The following is a 19,169-nucleotide window of genomic DNA, read 5'->3' as shown; positions in this document are numbered from 1 at the left end:
TCACCCCGGTCAGTCGCCCCGGCGCGGGCCGCAGATCAGCCTGGCCGTCTCGGACATCTCGCGATCGGTGGCGGCGTTGGCGAGCATCGTCAGCATCGCGGTGACCGATCGCGGTGCCGGCGCCCCGTTCGGGGACATCGCGTAGACCTGCCGCACGACGGGGTCGCCGGCGATGGGCCGGACCACCACGTCCGAGCGGTGCGCCGCCCTGGACAGCCCCGAGATCAGCGCCACGCCGACCCCGGCCGCGGTCAGGCCAGGCAGGTCGGTCTCGTCGTCACAGCACAGCGCGACCTCGGGCACGAACCCGGCGGCCAGACACGCGCTGGTCAGCACGTTCGCCGACCGCTTGTCCGCGCAGCGCACCCACTTCTCCCCCACCATCTCCGCCAGCCGCACCTCGTGCTCGCCGGCCATCAGGTGGGTACGCGGCAGCAGCACGTGCAGCCGGTCCTCCAGCAGCGGTTGCAGGTGCATGCCGTCCGGGCTGGGCAGCCGCTCCTCGGGGTAGGCGTAGGTGATGGCGAGGTCCAACTCGCGCACCGCCATCAGCCCGACCGCCTCGTCCGGCTCGACGCGCCGCAGCTCGACCTCCGTGCGCGGGTAGACCGACCGGAACCGGGCGACCGCCGTGGCGACCACGGTCGCGTTCGCCGCGGCGAACGCGCCCAGCCGCACGCGGCCGTGGGCGACCGAGGTGATCGTGCGCACGGTCTGGCGGGCGGCCCGGTACTCCTCCAGGATGCGCTCGACGTGCGAGAGCAACGCCTCACCGGGCTTGGTGAGGCGCACGCCGCGCGGCAGGCGCTCGAACAGCACGGCGCCCAGTTCCCGTTCCAGGGCGGACATGTGCTGGGACACGGCCGAGGTGGTGTAGGTCAACTCCTTGGCCGCGCGGGTAAGGGATCCATGCCGGGCGACCTCCTTGAACACCTCTAGGCGTACGAAGTTCAATGGCCAGTGCCTCCTTGGTGGGCAGGGCGGGGTGGTGCGGCACCGGGCCGGTCGCCTGGTTCGACGCGCAGCAGCGCGCTGGTCCAGCTGAAGCCGAGCCCGACACCGATCAACAGCACATGCTGCCCAGCGGTGAGCACACCACGTTCGATCATGTCCGCCAGGTTGGCGAACTGGTCGGCCGCGCCGAGGTGGCCGATGCGGCGGGCGTTGTCCCAGGCCGTGCGATCCACGCCGATGCCGAGGGGTTCGAGGAACTCCCACTCGAGCAGGTCGCGGCCGACGTTGGGCACCAGGTACCGGTCCACGGCGGCGAGGTCGACCCGCGCCGCGCGCGCGGTGGCGGCCACGTTCGTCCGCAGCCCCGCCCACAATCGTGCGCGCAGCTCATCGAACCCCGCGCGGCGTAGGTACCTGGCCTTGAACCCGCGCAGGTCCAGCGGGCCGGCGGCCGGGTCCGGCGCCGGCAGGAACCGGTCGACGTCACGACCCAGCGACTCCAGCTCCGGATCGGAGCTGGAGGTGACGGCCAGGACCCGGGCGACACCGCCGGTGCGGGAGAGCAGCACGGCCGCCGCGCCGTCGGCGTAGACGACGCCGCCGTCGGAGGCCCAGCGGTCGAAACCGGGCAGGGCGAACCGGTCGGCGACGGTGATCAGCGCGGCCGCGCGCCCCGGACCGGCGGCGAGGTAGGCGGCGGCCAGGTCGAGCGCGGCCATCCCGCTGTTGGACGCCGACCGCACCTCGAACGCCGGCCCGGTGCCGCCGACCAGCTCGCGGCGGACGTAGGTCGCCGGGGTCCAGAAGTCCTGCCCCTGGTAGTAGCTCGACCCGTGCAGCACGAGGTCGACCGGGCCGGTGTGCCGCGCCGTGGCCAGCGCCGCCCGACCGGCCAGCACGGCCATCTCGGCGGGCGAGCGGCTGTCCTCGACGAGGACGTGGTCGTAGCCGTCGTCGGCGTGGTCGGCCGGGTCGTAGCGGCCCTGCGCGACGGCGTCGGCGGCGGAGACGGCCGGCGGCAGGTAGGTGCCGACGGCGTCGAGGTACAGGTCGAGGTCCAGGGTTCCCCGCATGAGGTCACCGAGCGCTCCGCGGCCGGATGTCGGTCCACACCGAGGCGATGTGGTCCAGGCACTCCTGCTCGCTGCCGGCGAACCCCACGGGGTGCCAGCCCGGCGGTGGGGCGTCCCCGGCCGGCCAGATCGAGTACTGCTCCTCGTCGTTGCGCACGACCTGGGTGTCGGTCATGGCGTGCCTCCCCGGCGGTAGGTGTGGAATCCCCGGCCGGTCTTGCGGCCGTGGTACCCGGCGTGGACGAGCCGGGACAGCAGCGGACATGGCCGGAACTTGGGGTCCCGGTAGTGCTCGTGGAGCACGTCGAGCGAGTCGAGGACGACGTCAAGGCCGATGAGGTCGGCGGTGGCCAGCGGGCCCATCGGGTGGCCGAGGCACCGCTGGAACACCTCGTCGACGGCGGCGGCGTCGGCGACGCCCTCGTGCACCAGGAACGCGGCCTCGTTGACGGTGGGCATCAGCACCCGGTTGGACACGAACCCCGGCGCGTCGCGCACCACGACACCGCGTTTCCCCAGGCGCGCCAGCAGGGTGAGCGCCGCGTCGAGCACGGCGTCGGTGGTGTGCTCGGCCCGGATCACCTCGACGGTGTCCTTGACCGGCGCGGGGTTCATGAAGTGCATGCCCAGCACCCGTTCCGGGTGCGCGGTCCAGCTGGCGATCCGGGTGATCGGGATGGCGGAGGTGTTGGACGCGACCACGGTCTCCGGCGCGCACACCGCGTCGACCACGCCGAGGATCGCGCGCTTGACGTCCAGGCGCTCGGGCCCGCACTCGATGACGAAACCCACGCCGGCCAACGGTTCGGTCGCCGCCGTCCACTCGATCGCCGCGCGCACGGCGGCCGGGGCGGCGCCGCCGGTCCGGCCGCGCAGCAGGGCTCGGGTGCGCAGGCCGGCGTCCAGGCGGGCGCGGGCGGCGTCGAGCGCGCCGGGCACGGGATCGTGCACCACGACCCGGTAGCCGGCCTCGGCCAGGCACTGGGCGACGCCGGTGCCCATGGTGCCGGCGCCGATCACGGCGGTCGTCTCGGTCATGTCCATTCCCCCTCCAGGACGGCCGCCAGCCGGGCACCGGCCTCGGCGGCGTGGCGCGACATCATCGTGTAGTGGTCGCCGGGCACCGGCTCGACGATCAGCCGCCCGTCGGTCAGGCCGGCGAGGACGGCCAGCGCGTCGTCGCCGAGCAGGCCGTCACTGGCGCGCAGCACCGCGATGTCGGCGGCGAACCGGCGCGGGCGCCACGGCCCGGTGGCGGCGTGGTTGGTCCGCAGCAACCGCAGGAACCGGGTCAGCTCGTCCATCCGCATCCGTTCCGGCAGCAGTCCCGCCGAGGCGGCGATGCGCAGCGACTCGGCGTAGGTCGGACGCACCGGGTCGGAGAGCCGGGCGGTCTGCTCCGGGGTGGCGAACGGCCGGACGGCGGCGTAGAGGAGCTCGGCGTCGTCGTCGGGCGCCGGTGGGACCTCGGCGGTGAGGTCGCCGTCGATGCTCACCACCAGGTCGACCTGGCCGGCGGCCTGGGCGGCCATCTCGCAGGCCACGAACGCGCCGAAGGACCAGCCGCCGACGCGGAACGGGCCCGACGGCACGACCTCGCGTACCTCGGCGAGGTAGCGCGCGGCCATCTCGGGCAGGGTGCGGTCCGGTTCACAGCCGGGGCCGAGGCCATGGGCCTGCAGGCCGTACACCGGCTGGTCGGGGCCCAGTGCCCGCGCGAGTGGTTGGTAGCACAGCACGTTGCCGCCGGTCGGGTGGACCAGGAACAGCGGCGGCGCGCCGCCGTGGCCGTCGATGGTGACCAGGCAGCGGTGCACGTGGCGGTCGGCGTCACGCAGCACGGCGGCCAGGCCGGCCGGTGTCGGGTGGTCGAACAGCACCGACAGCGGCAGCCTTCGCCCGGTCTCCCGCTCGACCAGACTGAGCAGCCGGGCGGCCAGCAGGGAATGCCCGCCCCGGTCGAAGAAGTTGTCGTCCTGGCCGACCGGCGCGGTGGCCAGCACCTGCTCGAACAGCGCGGCGACCCGGGTCGCGGACTCGTCCCGCGGCCGGCCGGCGGCGGGGGTGGCGGCGGGTGGCACGAGCGCCCGCCGGTCGACCTTTCCGCTGGGCAGCAACGGAATCCGGTCGACCAGTACACCGGCCGATGGCACCAGGTGCGCGGGCAGCCGCTCGGCCAGCCAGTCCCGGACCCGGGGCCAGTCGGCGGTGGCGGAGACCAGGTACGCGACCAGGCGCTCGCCGGCGGTGTCCCGGTGTGCGGCGACCACCGCCTCGCCGACCTCGGGGTGGGCTCGCAGGGCGGCCTCGATCTCGCCGGGCTCGATCCGGAAACCCCGGTGCTTGACCTGGTCGTCGGCCCGGCCGAGGAAGTCGACCCGCCCGTCCGGCAGCTGCCGGACCAGGTCACCGGTGCGGTAGACGCGGGCCCCCGCCACCAGCGGGTCCGGCACGAACTGGCGCGCGGTCAGCGCCGGGCGCCCGAGGTAGCCGTGGGCGACGCCGACACCGCCGACGCACAGCTCGCCGGGGACCCCTGGCGGCACGGGAACACCGCGCTGGTCGACGATCCGCAGCCGCACGCCCGGCAGGGGCCGGCCGATGGCCGGCCGGGCACCGGTGGGCCGGCAGGTGTCGTGGGTGGCCATGATCGAGGTCTCGGTCGGGCCGTAGGCGTTGACCAGGTGCCGTCCGGGGGCGAACCGCTCGACCAGTTCGGCCGGCAGCGCCTCACCGGCCGCGACGAGCGCGTCCAGCTCGGGCACCGCGTCCGGGTCGGGCAGTGAGGCGAGCACCGAGGGCGGCAGGACCGCGACCTGGATCCGGTGGCGCACCAGGAAGTCCTCCAGGTCGGCACCGACGAGCAGGTCACCGGCCGGCGCCGGGACGACCGTGCCGCCCACCGCGAACGTGGTGAACAGCTCGAACACGGCGGCGTCGAACGTGGCCGAGGCGAACTGCACGGTCCGCTTCCCGGCCCGCGCGCCGACCAGCGGCGCGGCGGCCCGCAGCACGGCCGCAGCGCCGCCGTGGGACACGAGCACGCCCTTGGGCCGCCCGGTGGAGCCGGAGGTGTAGATGACGTAGGCCGGGTCGGCTGGACGGGGCCTGACCGGGTCGGCCAGTTCCTGGCCGGAGTCGGCGAAGGGCACCCGCGTGAGCTGACCGTCCAGGCCCAGATCGTGCTGGGCGAGCAGGAACCGCGCGCCGGAGTCCGCGACCAGCGACGACAGGCGTTCGGTGGGGTGGGCGGGATCCAGCGGCAGGAACGCCGCGCCCGCGGTGAGCACGCCGAGCAGCGCCACGGGCAGCGCGGGCGAACGCGCCACCGACACCGCCACGACGTCGCCCCGGCCGGCGCCGGCCGCGCGCAGCCGGTGGGCGACCGACCTCGACCGGGCCAGCAGCTCGGCGTAGGTCAGGTCGCCGCCGGGATCCTCGGCCGACGCCACGGCGACGGCGTCCGGGGTGCGGGCCGTGGTCGCCTCGACCAGGCCGGTCACCGTGTCCGGCCCGTCGTCCTCGGGCGGGCCGGTCAGCGCGTCGAGCCGGGGTTCGCCCAGGCGCAGCGAGTCGACCGGCTGGTCCGGGTCGCGGACGATCTCGGTGAGCACGCCGACCAGCTGGTCGGCGATCAGCCCGACGGTCTCGTGCTCGAACAGGGCGGTGGCGTACTCGATGCCGCCCGGCAGGTCGTCGTGGTCCTCGCGGTCCCACAGGCAGAAGGTCAGGTCGAACTTGGCGGTGCCGGGGGTCAACCCGTTGGCGTGGGCGGAGGTGTCGACGTCGTCGAGCATGCGCAGCCGCAGCCCCGGCATCGTCGCACCGAGCGTGGGCAGCGTCTGGTGCACGTACATCACGTCGAACAGCGGGTTGCGCCCGGCGATCCGTCGCGGGGCCACCACGTCCACGACCTGGTCGAACGGCAGCTCGTCGTGCGCCAGCCCTTCGGCGACGACCCGCCGCACGCGGTGGACCAGCTCGGTGAACGTCGGCCCGCCCGACAGGTCGCCGCGCAGCGCGATGGAGTTGTTGAAGAAGCCGACCACGCCCCGCACCTCCGGCCGGGAGCGGCCGGCGGTCGGCGTGCCGACGACGACGTCGTGCTGGCGCGCGTACCGGCCGAGGACGACGTAGATCGCGCTGAGCACCACGGTGAACACCGTTGACGAGGTGCGCCGGCTGACCTCCCGGATCCCGTCGGCCAGGCCGACGGGGATGGTGAACGGGTACAGGCCGCCCTCGAAGTCGCGTTCGGCCGGGCGTGGGCGGTCGGTGGGCAGGTCGAGCACGGGCGGGTCGGCGAGCCGGTCGCGCCAGTACGCGCGTTCCTGGTCGAGCACCGCGCCGGTGAGCCGTTTGCGCTGCCAGTGCGCGTAGTCGCGGTAGCGCACCGGCAGTTCGGGCAGGTCGGCGCGGGTGCCGGCGCGCCGCGCGCCGTAGAGCGCGGCCAGTTCGGTGTCCACGATCGCCGGGCTCCAGCCGTCGTCGACGCCGTGGTGGGCGTTCATGAACAGCAGGTGCTCGCCGTCGGTGACCCGGACCAGCACCGCGCGGAACAGCGCGTCGGTGGCGAGGTCGAAGGGCCGCAGCGCCTCGTTGGTGACCAGTCGCCTGGCCGCCGCGCGCGCGTCGGGGTGGCCGCGCAGGTCGACCGTCCTCGGCAGGTCGGGGATCTCGTCGTCGACGACCAGGTACGGGCGGCCGTCGCGGCTGGGCATGCGCGAGCGCAGGCTCTCGTGCCGGTCGACGAAGTCGCGCAGCGCGCCCCGCAACGCGGGCACGTCCAGGTCGCCGAGGAGTTGGAAGGTGGTGGGGATGTTGTAGAGCGAGCTGTCGGGCATCAGTTGGTGGTGGAACCACATCCGCTCCTGGCCGAAGGACAGCTCCAGCGCGTCGACGCGGCGGATGGCGTCGGGGTCGGCCGGCACCGGTGTGTCCGCCCGCGTGTCGGCCCGCGTCTCCGCCCGCTGGCGGAGCGCGTCGGCGAGCTGGGCCGGGGACGGGTTCTCGTAGAGGTCGAGCAGGTCGACCGTCACCCCGTGGTCCCGTTCCAGGTCGCCGATGACCTCCAGTGCGGTGATGGAGTTGCCGCCGAGGGTGAAGTAGTTGTCGCTCGGGCGGACCTCGCCGCGCAGTGCCCGCGACCAGACCTGGCTGATGCCCTCGGCGAGGTCGCCGGCCGGTTCCGGCGCGGGAGGGGCGGCTGGCGCGGCTGGCGCGGCGACGGTCGCGGCCCGCAGCCGGCCGGCGGGGATCCAGCACGGCCGGCCGTCGAACGGGTAGGTCGCCAGGCCGATCCGGCGGAACGGGCGGCCGGGGTCGAGCGCGTCGTGGTGGGCCGCCCAGTCGATGGTCGCGCCGGCCTCGTACACGCTGGCCAGCACGTGCAGCGGGTCGCCGGCCGTGACGGGGACGACCGTCACGTCCTCGCGGCCCCTGGTCAGCACCGCGAGCCGGCCGGCCAGTTCGGTGGCGGCCAGCAGCACCACCGGTCCGCCGACCCGCGCCACCTCGGCGGCCAGGTGGGCCCCGGCGGACGGCCAGGTCAGCTCAAGGTCGTGGCGCAACCCGAGACGGGTCAACGCGGGGTCGGCCGTGCCGGCGACCCGGACCCCGTCCGCCGAGGGGGCGGGTGGCAGCGCCTCGATCATCTCGGCGCGTTCGGTCAGCGCGGCGGCCAGGCCCGCGTGGTCGGCGGCCACGACCGCGACCCGGTACCGGTGGTGCTCGCGGCCCTGGGCGAGGGTGCGCGCGATGTCGGCCAGCGCCGCGTCCGCCGGCAGGGCCCCGGCCAGCCGCCGGCACGACCCGGCGAGCGCCTCGGCGGTCATCGCGCTGAGGACCACCAGCCGGGGACCGTCCGTGCCGGGCGCCGGTGCGGCGGCGGGCGGACCAGTCAGTACACAGTGGACATTGAGGCCGGCGAGGCTGACCGAGCTGACCCCGGCGGCCCTCGGCGCGCCGTTGGCCGGCCACGGCCGTGGCTCGGTCACCACCTCGACCCCGCTGGCGTCCAGGTCCAGCCCCGGCGGCGGCGCGGTGAAGTGCAGCGACGGGTACAGCTCGCCCTCGCGCACGCTGAGCAGGACCTTCACCAGGCCGGCGATCCCGGCGGCGTGGTCGATGTGGCCGATGTTGGTCTTCACCGAGCCGACCGGAACCCGGGTCGTGGCACCGGCCCTGGCCAGCGCCAGCCCTTCGATCTCCACCGCGTCACCGAGCCGGGTGCCCGAGCCGTGGGTCTCCAGGTAGCCGGCCGCCAGCGGGTCCAGGCCGGCGTCACGCCAGGCGGCGGTGATCACCTCCGCCTGGGTGGCCGCGCTCGGCGCGGTGAACGTCGCGGACCGGGACCCGTTGTGCCGCACCGCACTGCCCCGCACGACGGCGTGCACGTGCTCGCCGCGTTCCAGTGCCCGGCGCAGCGGGGTGAGCAGCAGCACCGCGCCGCCCTCACCGTCGCCCGCCCCGTCGGCGTCCCGGTCGAACGCCCTGGTCCGCGCGGTCGGCGACATGATCTCGGGGTAGCGCTCCAGGTAGTCGGCGGTGGGGTGGCCGGTCTTGAGGCTCACGCCGCCGGCGAGGGCGTAGTCGGCGGTGCCGGCACGCAGTTCCTGGCAGGCCTGGTGCACCGCGAACAGTGAGCCGTTGCACCCGGTGTTGATCGTGACCGAGGTGCCGGTGAGGCCCAGCAGGTAGGAGATCCGCCCGGCGAGCGCCGCCGCGTTGCCGCCCAGCAGCTCCATCGTGTCGGGGTCGTCGACCAGGTTGGCGTAGTCCGGGGACGGCGCGCTGAACAGCACGGCGGTGGTGACCTCCGCCAGATCAGCCGGCCGGTGGCCGGCCTCCTCGACCGCCGACCACGCCAGCTCCAGGGCGATCCGGTGGTGCGGGTCCATCGACTCGGCCTCGCGCGGGGACAGCCCGAAGAAGCGATGGTCGAACAGGTCGATCCGGTCGAGGTAGGCGGCCTGCGGGTAGCTTGCCCCCGGGTCGAGCCGGCAGGCCTCGATCCGCTCCCTGGGCAGCGGGCGCACCGAGTCCCGGCCAAGCGCCAGGTTCTCCCGGAACGTCTCCAGGTCGGGGGCCTGCGGGAAGCGGACGGCGATCCCGATGATCGCCACGTCCTGGTCACGCATCGGTGTCCCTCTCCTCGCGGTCGAGCACGGCGGCCGCCTGCGTGCGCACGGTGCCGAGCTCGAACAGCTCGGCGAGCCGCAGCCGGCCCGGCCAGGTGGCGTCGACCAGGTCGTAGAGCTTGGCGATCCTGATCGAGTCGCCGCCGGCCAGGAAGAAGTTGGTGTCGTCGGGCACGTCCGGCACGTCGAGCACCCGCGCCCACAGCGCGGCCAGTTCGCGTTCGACCGGGGTGCGCGCCGACCCGCCGGCCACCGGTACCGCTGGCGCGGGCAGCGCGGCGCGGTCGACCTTTCCGTTGCGGGTCAAGGGCAACCGGTCCAGCACGCTGAACGCCGCCGGCACCAGGTGCTCGGGCAGGGTGGTGCGGCAGTGCCCGCGCAGCAGCTCGGTGTCGGGCGGGTCGGCGCCGGCCGGGACGACGTGGGCGACCAGCCGCCCGTCGCGGACCACGACCGCGGCCTCGCGTACGCCCGGGTGCGCGCACAGCGTCGCCTCCACCTCGCCGACCTCCACCCGGAACCCCCGGATCTTCACCTGGTGGTCGACCCGGCCGAGGAACTCCACCCGCCCGTCGGGCAGGAACCGGCCGAGGTCGCCGGTGCGGTACATCCGGGTGCCCGGCGGGCCGAACGGGTCGGGCAGGAACCGGCGCGCGGTCAACGCCGGCTGGTGCAGGTAGCCGCGCGCCACCCCGACCCCGGCCAGGTGGATCTCCCCCGGCGAGCCGAGGGGCACCGGCCGGGCCCCGGCGTCGAGCAGGTAGATCCGGGTGTTGGCCAGCGGCCGGCCCAGCGGCACGGTCGAGCGGCCGGGGTCGATCTCGGCCGGCGAGTCGGTCAGGGCGAACAGCGTGCACTCGGTCGGCCCGTAGACGTGGGTGAACCGCACACCGGGCCGGCGGGCGAGCAGGCCGGCCGCGTGCCCGGGCGAGAGCAGGTCGCCGCCGACGACCACCTGGGACACGCCGTCGAACAGTTCGGGCGCGGAGTCCAGGACCAGCGGGAGCTGGGGGGAGACCAGTTGCAGGGTGGTCACCGGGGCCCCGGTCACGCCCTCGCGGACCTGGTCGAGGAACGGCTGGTCGACCCGGGGCACGACGATCGCGCCGCCGTTGCACAGCGGCGCCCACACCTCGCTGACCGACGCGTCGAACGACAGCGACGCCAGGTTGAGCACCGCCTGGCCGGGCCCGAAGTCCGCGCACCCGTCGTCGAGCACCCGCGCGACCAGCGACCGGTGGGTCACCGCGACCCCGTTGGGCACGCCGGTGGAGCCGGAGGTGTGGATGACGTAGGCCAGGTCGTCCGGGGCGGGCGCCACCGGGACGGTCCGGCCGGGTGGGTGCGCGTCGAGGTGGACCTCGGTGACCGGCAGCGGGGGCAGCACCCCTGGGCGGGTCACGACCGTCGCGCACCGGCTGCCGGTCACGATCGCCGCCAGGCGCGCGGGCGGGTAGGACGGGTCCAGCGGCAGATAGGCCGCGCCCGCCCGGTGCACGGCCAGCAGCGCCACGATCGCGTCCCGGCCCCGGGGCAGACCGACGCCGACGAGCGTCTCCCGGCCGGCGCCCAGGTCCGCCAGGTGGCGGGCGAGCGTCTCGACCTCGACGTCCAGTTCCCCGTAGGTCACTGTGGTGCCGCCGGTGTGGATCGCGGGCGCGTCCGGGTCACGGGCGACGCACGCGGCGAACAGCGCGGCGGCCGTCGTGGCCGGCACGGGCGCGTCGGTGTCGTTCCACCGGCGCAGCACCAGGTCCCGCTCGGTGGCGTCGAGCAGCGGCAGCCGCACGACCGGACGGTCGGGGGCGCCGGCCGCGGCGGCCAGCACGGTGCGCAGGTGTCCGGCGAGGCGGCCCAGCCGGTCGGGGTCGAAGATGTCGGCGCGGTGCTCGACGAGGACGTCGAGCCGGTCGTCCAGTTCGGTGACCGCGACGGTCAGGTCGTTGCGGGCGGCGGTGGCCCCGGCGATGTCGGCGCGCACGCGCACCCCGCCGGTGTCCCACTGCCGCCGCCGGACGCGCTCGTGGGTGAACATCACCTGGAACAGCGGGGCCAGCCCGCCCGAACGGGGCAGCGCCAGGGAGTCCAGCACCCGCTCGAACGGCACGGTGGTGTGCGCCTGCGCCTCACGCAGCGCCCGGCCGGTGGCGCGGACCAGCTCGCGGAAGGTGCCGGCGACCCGCAGCCGCACGGCGACCGTGGTCAGCAGCGGGCCGACGGTGCGGTCGAGCGCCGGGTCGTCGCGCAGCGAGAGCGGAACGCCGACGCAGAAGTCGTCCTGGCCGGTGTGCGCGTGCAGCACGGCGGCCAGGCCGGCGAGCAGGGTGGCGGCGAAGCCGGTGCGCTCGGCGCGGCCGAGGGCGCGCAGCCGATCCACCAGGGCGGACTCGACGGTGACCCGGTGCGCCACCGACTCGACCGACGTGGTGCGCGGCCGGTCGGCCGGCAGTTCCAGCACGGTCGCCACGCCGTCGAGCCGGTCCAGCCAGTGGTCGAGGTCGGCGGTGGCGGCCGGTGAGCCGGCGTCGTGGAGGCGGCGCGCGGTCCAGTCGAGCAGGCCGGTCCGGGGCGGCGGCACGTCCTCGCCGCCGTAGCCGGCGACCAGCTCGGCCACCAGCTGTTCGATCGAGCTGCCGTCGCACACCGCGTGGTGCACGGTCAGCAGCAGCTCGTGCTCGTCGGGTCCGAGCGTCACGAGCACCGCGCGGGCCTGCGGGATCGCCGTCGGGTCGAACGGCCGGCCGGCCTCCTCGGCGGCGAGCCCGTCCAGGCGCCCGGGGTCCTCGGTGAGGTCCACGGTGCGCAGCGGGACCGGCAGCCCCGGCGCGTCGACCACGACCTGGTGCGGCCGGCCGTCGACGGTCTCGAAGCCGGTGCGCAGCGCCTCGTGCCGCCGGACGCAGCCGGCCAGCGCGGCGCGCAGGGCGTCGGGGTCCAGCGGGCCCGACAGCCGCAGCCGCACGGGGATCGGGTGCACGGCGCGGTCGGCCGTCAGCCGTTCGGAGAGCAGGAGCCGTTCCTGGAACGGCAGGGCCGGGACGAGGGTCGCCGCCAGCTCACGGTCGTTCATCGTCGCCACCTCGCTGTGGTCGGGCGGACCAGCGGATACGGGTGTGGCCGGCCGTCGGTGTCCTGGCGGCCGGGGCGCCGGCCTCCACCAGTTCGGCCACCCTGGCCACGGTCGGTCTGAGCAGGACCTCGCGGATCGGCAGGTCGACAGCGAAGCGGTCGCGCACCAGGCCGATCCAGCGGGCCAGCAGCAGCGAGTGCCCGCCCAGCTCGAAGAAGTCCGCCGCCGGGTCCACCTCCCCGACCGGCCCGCCCTCGATGACCTCGGCGCACAGCCGGGCGATCTCGCGCTCGGTGGTGCTCGCCGGGCGGGCCGGAGCGGGCGCCGCGACCGGCTGGGTGGGCACCCCGGCCAGGGCCGCGACGTCGATCTTGCCGTTGGGCGTCAGCGGGGGCCGGTCGAGTACGGCGTAGCGCACCGGGCACACGGTCCTGGGCAGCCAGCGCGCGGCATGCGCGGCGACCTCGCGGGGTTCGGTCGCGGCGGACGGCTCGCGCACCAGGTAGGCGACCAGGCCGGCGGGTTCGGGCACCACCACCGCGCGGCGCACACCGGGCGCGCCGGCCAACACCGCCTCCACCTCCTCCAGGTCCACCCGGGTGCCCCGCACCTTGTGCTGGCGGTCGAGCCGGCCCAGCAGCACCAGCCGCCCGTCCGGCAGCAGCCGGCCCCGGTCGCCGGTCCGGTACATCCGGGTGCCGGGGTCGCCGAAGGGGTCGGGCCGGAACCGGTCGGCGGTGTGCGCGGCCCGGCCGACGTAGCCCTGCGCCACGCCGGTGCCGCCGATCCACACCTCGCCCGCCAGCCCGACCGTCACCGGCCGCCGGCTCTCGTCGAGCACGTACACCGTGGTCGAGGAGAACGGCCAGCCGACCGGGAACCGGTGCTCCGCCGGGAGACCGTCGGTCCCGGTGAGGATCTCGCCGGTCGAGTCGATGGTGGCCTCGGTCAGGCCGTAGGTGTTGTGCACCACCGCCTCCGGCCGCAGCAGGGCACGCAGCCGGGCCTGCTCACCGGCCGTCCACGGCTCCACCCCGATCACCACCCGCCGCAGCGATGGCAGCTCGCGGCCGAGGTCGACCAGCGGTGCCAGGACCGAGGGCACGAACTCCGCGCAGGTCACCCCGGCGTCCCGCAGCAGGGCGTGCAACCGGACCGGGTCGAGCACCACGTCGTCGGGCACGATCGCCAGCCGCGCCCCGGTGCCCAGCGCGCGGACCAGCTCGCCGCAGAACACGTCGAAGGCGCAGCCGGCGATCTGGGCGACCACGTCGCCCTCGCCCAGCCCGAACTCCCGTCGCCAGGTCAGCGCGGCGACCGCCAGGGACCGGTGGGACACCGCGACACCCTTGGGCCGCCCGGTGGAGCCCGAGGTGAACAGCACGTACGCGGTGTCCGCCTGGCCGGCGTCCCGGCGCGTGGACTCCGTGTGGCGCAAGGTGATCACCCGCCGGCCGGCGCCCAGGTCGCGCCCGGCGCCACGCCCGGCCCGCGCGGTGAGGTGCTCGCGGGTGAGCAGCAGCGACGCGTCCCCGTCGGCGAGCATCGCGTGCATCCGGTCGACCGGGTGGCGCGGGTCCAGCGGCAGGAACGCGCCCCCGGCGCGGAGCACGGCCAGCACGTCGACGACCAGACCGGCGGAGCGTTCGGCGAGCAGCGCGACCGTGGTGCCGGCGCCGACCCCGAGAGCGCGCAGCCTCCCGGCGAGTTCGCCGGCCCGCCGGTCCAGCTCGGCGTAGTCGAGCGCCTCGTCGCCGTCGACGACCGCGACCGCCTCCGGCCGCCCGCCGACCAGCCCGTGCACCGTCCACTCCCCCGGCGGGGCCGGCTCGCCGCGCACCACGGACGGTTCGCCCCGGCCGGCGGCCAGGTCGCGGACGCGGGTGTCCGGGTCGCGGGTCGCCTCGGTGAGCACGGCCAGCAGGTCCTCGACGAACCCGTCGGCCCAGCGCCGGGTGTAGCGGTCGGTGCGGTACTCCAGGGCGCCGAGCAGGGCCTCGCCGGTGTCCTCCATGGTCAGCGTGAGGTCGAACTTGGCCTGGCTGCCCGGGGTCTCGAACGAGTTGAGGGTCAGTGGGCCGCCGTCGCCGGCCAGGACCTCGACGCCGGGCAGCGCCAGCTCGCCGGGCGGGAACGAGTGCAGGTCGAACATCACGCGCACCAGCGGATCCCGCGCGGCGCCCTGGGCCGCGGCGGTGATCTCGGGAAGCGGCACCTCCTGGTGGGTCATCGCGCCGAGCAGCCCGTCGCGGGTGGCGCGCAGCAACGCGGCGAAGGTCGTGTCCCGGCCGGCGCGGGAGCGCAGCACCACGGTGTTGACGAACATGCCGATCAGGTCGTGGAAGCGTGGCCGCGCCCGGTTGGCCAGCGGGGTCCCGACGAGCAGGTCGTCCCGACCGGCGCGCCGGTGCAGCACGACGGCGAAGGCGGTGAACAGCACGGCGTACGGGGTCGCCGGCAACGCGCGGACGGCGGCGGTGACGGCCGGCTCCACCGCGAACCGCAGCACCCGCCCCGCTCCGGTGGCGCCGGGCCCGACCGGCAGGTCGCCCGGCACGTCCAGCGCGGGCGGCGCGTCGGCGAGGTAGCCGCGCCACCACTCCCGCTGACGCGGGCCGTCCGCGCGCCAGGTCGCCGCCTCGGCCGCGACCGCGTCCGGGTAGCCGGCGGTCAGCTCCGGCGACCGTCCGCCGAGTTCGCGCAGCAGCACGCCGAACGACCAGCCGTCGACGGCGATGTGGTGCGCGGCCAGCACCAGCGCGTGGTCCTCCGGCGCGAGGCGCACCAGCCGGGCCCGCAGCAGCCGGCCGCCGGTGAGGTCGAACGGTGTCTCCCGCTCCGCGCGCACCACCTGGTCGAGCGGCTCGCCGGTCACCGGCAGCGCCACCGGGTACGGGTCGGCGGCGACCGCGCGCGGCACGCCGTCGGGCCCGGTCCCGTAGCGGGTGCGCAGCGGCTCGTGCCGGCGCACCACGGCGCTCAGCGCGGCGCCCAGGGCGGCGGGATCGACCGGGCCGCGCAGTCGGATCGCCCCCGAGAACACGTAGCGTGTCGCTCCCGGTTCCGACCAGTCGAGGTACCACTGGGACTGTTCGGCGTGCGACAACGGCCGCCACGGTCCCGGCCGGTGCCGCGGGGGCTCGTCGGTCCCGGGCACGATCGCCGCCGCCGCGTCGCCGAGCCGGTCGTGCTCCAGCAGCGGCCACGGGGCGACGGGGGCGCCGAGTTCCCGTTCGAGCCGGGCGGCGATACGCAGGGCCCGCATGGAGTTCACGCCCAGCGCGCGCAGCGAGCTGTCCTCGCCGACGGACGCCGGCTCGGTCCTGGTCGTGCTGGCGACGGCCGCGCGCAGCAGCGCCACCAGGTCGGGACCGGTCACGACCGCGCCGCCCTGGTGTCGGCGTCCTCGATCAGCACGTGGGCCGGTGGCGGCGCGCCGGGCGCGGTGGCCTCCAGCAGAACCACCCCGTCACGCTCGCCGACCGCCGCGAACCCGGCGAACCGCAGGTTCACCATCATGATCCGGTTGACCTCGGTGGGCACGAACTCCGCGCGCGCCACCCGCCCGGCCCGGCGCGCCCGGTCAACGACGTGGTGCAGCAGCGCGCCGCCCGCTCCCCGGGACATCACCCGGCACGAGGTCAGCAGCAGCGTCAGTACGTGGTCGGTGCCGGTGATCTCGCTGACCGCCAGGCCGATGGTGCCGTAGGAGCCGTAGCGGTCCCTGAGGGTCGCGACCAGCACCTCATGGCCGGGGTCGGCGCACAGCGCGCGCAGCTCGTCGAGCGGGTAGGTCCGGCCGGTGGTGTTGAGCTGGTGGGTGCGCACGGTCAACTCCCGCACGCGCAGCAGGTCCTCCTCGCGCGCCCGGCGCACGGTCATGACCAGCCCCAGCCCGGCGAGGAACTCGGCGCGGTGCGCGCCGGCGGTCTGCTCGTCGGCCCGGCGGCGCCGCTCCGCCTGGTACATCGTGCGGCGCGCCCGCGACTCGCCGGTGATCCCGTCCGGGGTGAACTCCGCCAGGGCGGGCAGCCGGGCGGCGGCGGTCTCGGGGTAGCAGCGCACCATCGGCAGCACGGCGTGCACCTCGTCGCGCTCGGACGGGTCGTTGTCGACGAAGGCGACAGTGTCCAGGCCGAGGTTCAGCTCGGTCGCCGTGCGGGCCACCGCGTCCGACTTGGCGTCCCAGCCGACCTCCAGGTGCACGAACAGGTCGAGCAGGCCGACGGCACGCAGGTGCGCGGTGGCCCGGTCCCGGTCGCCACGGCTGGCGACGGCGTGCAGGATGCCGCGTTCGTCGAGGGCGCGGATCGTGTCCGCGACGCCGGGCCGGACCGCCGGCCGGTCGCCCTCCAGCAGGACCCCGTCCCACACCGTGTCGTCCAGGTCCCAGACCACGCACTTGATCGCGGTTGTCATCGGGGTGTCCTCTCCGGGGTTCGGTCGGGCACGTACTCGAACAGCGCGCAGCTCCAGGCCGCGACCGGGCTGCTGTTCAGGACGAGGACGCGGTCGCCGGCCCGCAGCAGCGGCGCGGCGTGGTCGAGGTTGAGCAGCACGTCGGCGGGGCCGAGGTGGCCGTAGCGGCGCAGGTTGGCCGCGCACACCCCCAGCAGCTCCACGCCCAGCGCCCGCTGCCAGAACGCGATGGCACCGGCGGACAGGTTCTGCATCAGCCAGGCCACGTCACCGGGCCCGCATCCGTTGCGCGCCAACAGTTCCCTGGTCATCCCGGTCAGCTGGGCACGGCTTTCCACTGCCAGGCGGAAGGAGTAGCCCGGCAGGTCGGTGCACTCCTCGCGCCAGCCGGGTGCACCGGTCTCGCGGTAGCGGATGCGGAACAGGTCGGCGTACCCGCCGTTGACCCGCAGATCCTGGTCCACCAGCCGCCACGGGCCGTCGTCCGGGGTCAGCACGGCGGCCTGGCCACCGTCGCCGAGCACGGTCATCGGCGCCCGGTACCGCGCCGGTGCCGCCGTGCGCACGCCCATGGCGACCAGCGCCGAGCGCCACCCGGGGTGGGCGGCGAACAGGCCGCGTGCGACCGTGAGCGCCGCCGAGGAGGACACGCAGCCCAGGTCGCCGACCCCGACGGTGAACGCCCGGTCGGCCCCGACGGCGTGCTGGAGCCGGGCCGCCTCGGAGGACAGCAGGTACTGCGGCGCCCGGCCCTGCACCAGGATCACCGCGTCCAGCCCGGCCGGGTCGACCCCGGCGTCGGCGCAGGCGGTGACGGCGGCGGCGTGGGCCAGGTCGACCTCGGTGGCCGTGCCGGCGTCGCGTACCTCGTGCACGCCGAGCCGGTCGAGCGTCGCGGCGGCCTGCTCGTCGAGGTCCTCGGTCCGCGCCAGCCCGGACACCGCGACGGTCGTGGCCGGCAGGTGGGTGGCGATCCGCTTGACCCGCATCAGGCCGCTCCCCGGGTCGCGTGCCGGCGGAACTCGGCGTCGCAGACGTGGGTCTGGCAGATCTCGTCGGTGCCCTCGATCAGCTGCATGAGCTTGGCGTCCCGGAAGAACCGCTCGGCCGGATGTCCCGGCGCGCAGCCGGCGGCGCCCAGCACCTGGACGGCGTCGCGGGTGACCTGGGCCGCGGTGCGCGCGGCGACGTACTTGGCCAGCATCGTGCGGTCCGGGCGGGGGTGCCCGGCGGCGTGTTCGCACAGCAGCCGGGCCGTGGTCACGCCGGCGACCATGTCGGTGACCAGCCGGCGGACCAGCTGGTGCTGGGCGAGGCGACCGGAGCGGGCCACCGCGTGCCGGGCGGAGAGGTCCAGGCAGGCGCGGGCCATGCCGACACAGCCCCAGGCGACGCTGTACCGGCCGTGGTCGAGCGCGGCGGCGACCACGTGGGTCAGCCCGGCGCCGGCAGCGCCGAGCCGGTGCGCGGCCGGCACCACGACGCCGTCGAACGTGACGTGGGCGATCATCGCCGCGCGCAGCCCGAGCTGGCCGCGCACCGGCTCCACGGTGATCCCGCCGGCGTCGCGGGGCACCAGGACCGCGGTCGGGCCCCTCGGGGTGACGCCGAGGACCAGGTAGAGGCCGGCGGTCTCGCCGAAGGTGACCCAGCGCTTGCGTCCGCTGATCCGCAGACCGCCGGGGACCGGTTCGACGCGGGTGCCCACGGCGGCCAGGTCGCTGCCGGCGCCGTCCTCGGTGGCCGCCAGGGCGGCGATCACGCGGCCGGCGGCCAGGTCGGGCAGCCAGGCGCGGTGGTGGTCCTCGCCCCGGCGGGCGATCACGTCGGCCACCATCGACTGGACGGTCAGCAGACCGCGCAGCGACGAGCACACGCCACCGAGTCCCGCGCACAGCTCGCCGAAGGAGACCGGGTCGAGCCGCCGGCCGCCGTGGGTGTCGGGCACCGCCGCGCCGAGCCAGCCCCGGGCGGCGACCGCGCGCACCACCTCGTCGGGCAGTGCGCCGGCCCGGTCCCACTCACCGGCGGCCGCCGCGTGGTCCTCGGCGAAGCGGCGCAGGTCCTGGGCGAGGGCGTTCATCGTCCCGCCGCCGCCCGGATGGTCCCGACCAGCCGGGCCATCGCCTCGACGCTGCGAAAGTTGTCCAGGTCGAGGTCGTCGGTTCCGATGGTGATGTCGAATCTGCGTTCCACGAACGTCACCAGTTCGAGGGCGAACAGCGAGTTGACATACCCGAGCGCGAAGATATCGGCGCAACGATCGATCCCCGAATCCTCGAATTCCGATTCCAGATAGCGCATGATTTCCAACTCGACATCATTGGACACGCGGCCTTCGGGCGGACTCTGCAAGGCGGCCCCCAAATATTCGTCAAGAATTGCCGTCGCCATCCCTTCCTACCGGACTTCCGGAACTATTTCACCGGTTGACTTCACTTTTCGCTGGTAGTAACCTCTCGAAACACCATTCTTCAACGGTTTCACAACGGATCGTCCGGTGTTGCTTAAGAG

Annotated in this window: 11 protein-coding genes; all 11 read right to left on the bottom strand. The window is 75.3% G+C overall.

The window, feature by feature from the left end; genetic code table 11:
• Window positions 1-9: 9 nt before the first annotated feature.
• From BLA60_RS42925 to BLA60_RS03220, 11 genes are read right to left on the bottom strand one after another with little or no spacing between them, the layout of a single operon-like run.
• Entirely contained in the window at window positions 10-954 is a 945-nt protein-coding gene (locus BLA60_RS42925) for a LysR family transcriptional regulator (RefSeq protein ID WP_162292889.1), read from the bottom strand.
• Window positions 951-2,027 (bottom strand): ketoacyl-ACP synthase III family protein, encoded by a 1,077-nt coding sequence (locus tag BLA60_RS03265; protein WP_075131128.1) that lies wholly within the window; start codon window positions 2,025-2,027, stop codon window positions 951-953. The genes BLA60_RS42925 and BLA60_RS03265 overlap by 4 nt, the downstream gene beginning before the upstream one ends.
• Before the next feature lie 4 nt (window positions 2,028-2,031).
• Entirely contained in the window at window positions 2,032-2,202 is a 171-nt protein-coding gene (locus BLA60_RS03260; protein ID WP_075131127.1) for an MbtH family protein, read from the bottom strand.
• Entirely contained in the window at window positions 2,199-3,065 is an 867-nt protein-coding gene (locus BLA60_RS03255) for a 3-hydroxyacyl-CoA dehydrogenase family protein (RefSeq protein WP_075131494.1), read from the bottom strand. Before BLA60_RS03255 ends, BLA60_RS03260 begins: the two co-directional genes overlap by 4 nt.
• Window positions 3,062-9,166 carry a non-ribosomal peptide synthetase gene (locus tag BLA60_RS03250; protein WP_075131126.1) on the bottom strand — a complete coding sequence of 2,035 codons (6,105 nt, stop codon included), beginning with the start codon at window positions 9,164-9,166 and terminating at the stop codon, window positions 3,062-3,064. Before BLA60_RS03250 ends, BLA60_RS03255 begins: the two co-directional genes overlap by 4 nt.
• Complete coding sequence (locus BLA60_RS03245) at window positions 9,159-12,236, bottom strand: non-ribosomal peptide synthetase (RefSeq protein ID WP_075131125.1); 3,078 nt, start codon at window positions 12,234-12,236, stop codon at window positions 9,159-9,161. The genes BLA60_RS03250 and BLA60_RS03245 overlap by 8 nt, the downstream gene beginning before the upstream one ends.
• Complete coding sequence (locus BLA60_RS03240; protein ID WP_075131124.1) at window positions 12,223-15,615, bottom strand: non-ribosomal peptide synthetase; 3,393 nt, start codon at window positions 15,613-15,615, stop codon at window positions 12,223-12,225. The genes BLA60_RS03245 and BLA60_RS03240 overlap by 14 nt, the downstream gene beginning before the upstream one ends.
• Window positions 15,612-16,655, bottom strand: coding sequence for an HAD-IIIC family phosphatase (locus BLA60_RS03235; RefSeq protein ID WP_075131123.1), 1,044 nt, complete (start codon window positions 16,653-16,655; stop codon window positions 15,612-15,614). Before BLA60_RS03235 ends, BLA60_RS03240 begins: the two co-directional genes overlap by 4 nt.
• A complete protein-coding gene (locus BLA60_RS03230; RefSeq protein WP_075131122.1) occupies window positions 16,652-17,644 on the bottom strand; it encodes a hypothetical protein in 993 nt (330 codons plus the stop codon). Before BLA60_RS03230 ends, BLA60_RS03235 begins: the two co-directional genes overlap by 4 nt.
• Window positions 17,644-18,738 (bottom strand): acyl-CoA dehydrogenase family protein, encoded by a 1,095-nt coding sequence (locus BLA60_RS03225; RefSeq protein ID WP_084734577.1) that lies wholly within the window; start codon window positions 18,736-18,738, stop codon window positions 17,644-17,646. The genes BLA60_RS03230 and BLA60_RS03225 overlap by 1 nt, the downstream gene beginning before the upstream one ends.
• Complete coding sequence (locus BLA60_RS03220; RefSeq protein WP_245811798.1) at window positions 18,735-19,049, bottom strand: acyl carrier protein; 315 nt, start codon at window positions 19,047-19,049, stop codon at window positions 18,735-18,737. The genes BLA60_RS03225 and BLA60_RS03220 overlap by 4 nt, the downstream gene beginning before the upstream one ends.
• Window positions 19,050-19,169 lie beyond the last annotated feature (120 nt).

Origin of the sequence: Actinophytocola xinjiangensis (assembly GCF_001921215.1) — a bacterium.
Taxonomy (GTDB): domain Bacteria; phylum Actinomycetota; class Actinomycetes; order Mycobacteriales; family Pseudonocardiaceae; genus Actinophytocola; species Actinophytocola xinjiangensis.
The sequence above is the reverse complement of the archived record's forward strand: the minus strand, read 5'-3'. Positions and strand labels throughout refer to the sequence as shown.

Coding starts and splice junctions, on each gene's coding strand:
- BLA60_RS03235 (WP_075131123.1), bottom strand. CDS start 16,655: ATGACAACCGCGATCAAGTGCGTGGTCTGGGACCTGGACGACACGGTG.
- BLA60_RS03220 (WP_245811798.1), bottom strand. CDS start 19,049: ATGGCGACGGCAATTCTTGACGAATATTTGGGGGCCGCCTTGCAGAGT.
- BLA60_RS03230 (WP_075131122.1), bottom strand. CDS start 17,644: ATGCGGGTCAAGCGGATCGCCACCCACCTGCCGGCCACGACCGTCGCG.
- BLA60_RS03245 (WP_075131125.1), bottom strand. CDS start 12,236: ATGAACGACCGTGAGCTGGCGGCGACCCTCGTCCCGGCCCTGCCGTTC.
- BLA60_RS03225 (WP_084734577.1), bottom strand. CDS start 18,738: ATGAACGCCCTCGCCCAGGACCTGCGCCGCTTCGCCGAGGACCACGCG.
- BLA60_RS03260 (WP_075131127.1), bottom strand. CDS start 2,202: ATGACCGACACCCAGGTCGTGCGCAACGACGAGGAGCAGTACTCGATC.
- BLA60_RS03265 (WP_075131128.1), bottom strand. CDS start 2,027: ATGCGGGGAACCCTGGACCTCGACCTGTACCTCGACGCCGTCGGCACC.
- BLA60_RS03255 (WP_075131494.1), bottom strand. CDS start 3,065: ATGACCGAGACGACCGCCGTGATCGGCGCCGGCACCATGGGCACCGGC.
- BLA60_RS03250 (WP_075131126.1), bottom strand. CDS start 9,166: ATGCGTGACCAGGACGTGGCGATCATCGGGATCGCCGTCCGCTTCCCG.